The 3947-nt window shown below is 30.9% G+C and carries 3 protein-coding genes; all 3 read left to right on the forward strand.

What is annotated here, in order from left to right:
• A partial coding sequence (locus Q0V15_RS12315; protein WP_297439439.1) for an amino acid permease occupies positions 1–1245 on the forward strand: 1245 nt, incomplete at its 5' end.
• A 226-nt stretch (positions 1246–1471) separates the two neighbouring features.
• Positions 1472–2542 (forward strand): nitronate monooxygenase family protein, encoded by a 1071-nt coding sequence (locus tag Q0V15_RS12320; protein WP_297439441.1) that lies wholly within the window; start codon positions 1472–1474, stop codon positions 2540–2542.
• 137 nt (positions 2543–2679) lie between these two features.
• Positions 2680–3843 (forward strand): enoyl-ACP reductase FabV, encoded by a 1164-nt coding sequence (gene fabV / locus Q0V15_RS12325; protein WP_297439440.1) that lies wholly within the window; start codon positions 2680–2682, stop codon positions 3841–3843.
• The last annotated feature ends 104 nt before the right edge of the window (positions 3844–3947 follow it).

Here is a 3947-nt window from a genome sequence, read left to right on the forward strand (position 1 = left end):
GGAAAAGGTGGAGTAAGTTCATGGATTGGGCTAACTATGGGACCAACACTTGCATATTTAGCAGGTTGGACATATTGGGTTGTACATATTCCATATCTTGCACAAAAACCACAAGGTATTTTAATATCACTTGGATGGGCAACTTTCCAAAATGGTGAACTTATAGATCATATGAATCCTTTAATCGTACAAGGAATAGTACTTATAATATTCTTTATCTTTATATGGGTTGCATCAAAAGGAATGACTTCTCTTAAAGCTATCGGATCAATTGCTGGTATTTCAATGTTTGTAATGTCTATACTTTACATATTGTTAATGCTTGCAGCTCCAGCTATAACAGGAGTTCATAGTGCAACACAGGATATAACATTAAAATCATTTATTCCAACATTCGACTTTAAATACTTTACAACTATAGCAATGCTTGTTTTTGCAGTAGGGGGAGCAGAGAAGATGTCTCCTTATGTAAGTAATATGAAGGATAAGAAAAAAGGATTTGCAAAAGGGATGATTGCACTTGCAGCAATGGTTGCAGTAACAGCTTTTCTTGGTTCGTTTGCAATGGGAATGATGTTTAATGCAAATAATATTCCACCTGACCTTAAGATGAATGGAGCGTATTATGCATTCCAAAAGCTTGGTCATTACTATGGAATAGGAAATACATTACTTGTATTTTATTCAATAGCAAACTTCTTAGCACAGGTTTCAGCCTTACTATTCTCAATAGATGCTCCGCTAAAAGTTTTACTTGCAGATACAGATGATAGATATGTACCAAGAGCATTAACAAAAGTTAACAAGAATGGTGCACCAATCAATGGATATAAAATGACAGCAGTTTTAGTTTCAATACTTATAATAGTTCCAGCACTTGGAATGGGAGATACAAACTCACTTTACAACTGGTTACTAGATTTAAATGCAGCAGTTATGCCACTTAGATACTTATGGGTATTCCTTGCATATATTGCACTAACAAAAGTTGCTCATAAATTTAATTCAGAATATAAGTTTATTAAGAATAGAAAAATAGCTAGAGGGTTTGGTATATGGTGCTTTGCATTTACAGCATTTGCTTGTCTTATGGGAATGTTCCCAAAAGAAGGTGAAATGTTTACTAAGCACTGGTGGATACTTACTATAACAAACTTTGCAACACCATTTATTTTAATAGGACTTGGACTAATACTTCCAAAGATAGCTAAAAGAACAAATGCAAAGTACAATGTGGCAAAATAATAAAATTAATAAAGATAGAACTTACAGAGAGTATTTGATAAAAATATTATTTTGTAGGTTCTTTTTTTATTGGCTTGATATTAATTTAGAAAGAATGATTAAAATAAAAAATATTGGAAAAAATAAATAATAGAAAAATATTGTAATTGAAGAAAATTAACTTTATAATAGTATTAATGTTTTGACTATCAAAATATTTGATTTTAAAATGAAGGGAAGTAATAGTATGGATATAAAACCACTTAAGATAGGCAATTTAGTTGCCAAGTTACCAATAATACAAGGCGGAATGGGAGTTGGAGTTTCACTTTCAAGACTTGCAGGGGCAGTTGCAAAGTGTGGAGGGATTGGAGTAATCTCAGCTGCACAGCCAGGATATAAAGAATTAGACTTTGAAAAAAGTAATTTTAAAGCTAATATAAGAGCTTTAAAGAAGCATATTAAAATAGCTAAAGAAAATTCTAATGGTGGAATTATCGGGGTTAATATAATGGTTGCAATGACTAATTACAGTAAATTTGTTATGGCAGCAATAGAAGGTGGAGCTGACCTTATAATTTCAGGAGCAGGACTTCCAAAGGAATTACCTAATATAGCTAAAGAGTATAATATTAAACTTGCACCAATAGTTTCATCTATTAAAGGAGCAAGAGTTATTTTAAAGATGTGGGATAGACATAGTGGAGTGGCACCAGATATGGTGGTTGTTGAAGGGCCAAAAGCTGGTGGACATCTAGGATTTAAAAAAGAAGAAATAGAAACTTCTATTGATTGTCTTGAAACTGAAATAGTTGGAATTATAGAAGAAGTTAAGAAGTATGAAGAAAAATATAATAAAGAGATTCCTGTTATAGCAGCAGGTGGAGTTTTTACAGGAGAAGATATAGCAAAATTCTTAAAACTTGGAGCAAGTGGAGTTCAAATGGGAACAAGATTTGTTGGAACAGATGAGTGTGATGCTAGTGATGAATTTAAAGCTGCTTATTTAAATAGTACAGAGGATGATATTAGACTTGTAAAAAGTCCAGTAGGAATGCCTGGTAGAGGAATAAGAAATGAATTTATAGATAAATCAGAGGGGCTTGGTAACATTGCAGTTAAGAAATGTTATAACTGTTTATTACCTTGTAATCCTAAAGATACACCTTATTGTATAAGTGATGCACTTATAAACTCTGTAAATGGAAAAATTTCAGAAGGACTTATATTCTGTGGAAGTAATGCTCATAGAGTTAATAAAATAGTTCCTGTTAAGGAACTTATGGAAGAGTTAAAAGAAGGAATATTAAACTCATAAGATAAGTAAATTGTTTGAAATTTTAGAATAATACCATTAGAGGTTAAAGATGACAGTAAAATAGAAATATGATATATTGTATATATTGTTTGAAAGTCAAAATATTTGATTTTAAATTTACTTTGAGGAGAGATAAAATGATAGTAGAGCCTAAATTTAGAGGATTCATATGTACTACATCACACCCAGTTGGATGTAGAGAAAATGTTAAAAGACAGGTAGAATATGTAGAAAGTAAGAAAAAACTTAATGATATAAAGAATGTTTTAGTAATTGGAGCGGGAGCAGGATATGGTCTTGCTACTACAATAGTTTCAGGACTTTCATGTAATGCTAATGTTTTAGCATTAAGTTTTGAAAGACCATCAACAGAAAAGAGAACTGGTTCAGCAGGTTGGTATAATACTGAAGGTGTTAAAAATACTTTTGAAAATAAAAATTTAAAGTATATAAAAATGAATGGTGATGCTTTTTCAGCTGAAATTAAAGCAGAAGCTATGAAAAATATAAAAGAGCAAATGGGAACTGTAGATTTAGTTATATACTCACTTGCAGCACCAAAAAGAGTTATGCCAAATGGAGAAGTTGCAAGTTCAAGCTTAAAACCAATTAGTGAAGCTTTTACAAGTAAAACTATAGATTTCCACACAGGAAGAATTTTTGATGTAACTATTGAACCAGCAACGGCTGAAGAGGTTGAAGGAACAATCAAGGTTATGGGTGGAGAAGGTTGGCTTTTATGGATGGAAGCTTTAAAAGAAGAGAATCTTTTATCAAATGGAGTTAAAACAGTTGCTTATAGCTATCTAGGACCTAAAATAACAGCACCTATCTATAAAAATGGAACAATAGGAGCAGCTAAATCTGATTTAGATGTTACAGCTCCAAAGATTGATGCTATAATAAAAGAAATTGGTGGAAAAGCATATGTTTCAGTTAATAAAGCGCTTGTAACACAGGCAAGTTCTGCTATTCCTGTAATCTCTCTTTATGTATCTCTTTTATATAAAGTTATGAAAGAAAAAAATATACATGAGGGTTGTATTGAGCAAATATATAGATTGTTTGAGCAACTTTATGGAGATAAAGAACTTAATTTTGATAAAGAAGGTAGAATAAGACTTGATGATTTAGAGATGAGAGAAGATGTTCAAAAAGAAATTTTAGATGTTTGGCCTCTTATAAATTCAGAAAATGTCTTTGATATAACTGATGTTGAAGGATTTAGAAATGATTTCTTCAAATTATTTGGATTTGGTTTTGATAATGTTGATTATACAGCAGATGTAGATATTAAGTAATTTAAAAGATAATATATATAATATAGATAAAACTAGGAAGAGAAATCTTTCTAGTTTTTTGCTATAAAAAAATAATTATAAATAGATTTTACTATTTAAAAATT

The sequence above is a fragment of the uncultured Clostridium sp. genome, assembly GCF_947036855.1.
Lineage (GTDB): Bacteria > Bacillota > Clostridia > Clostridiales > Clostridiaceae > Sarcina.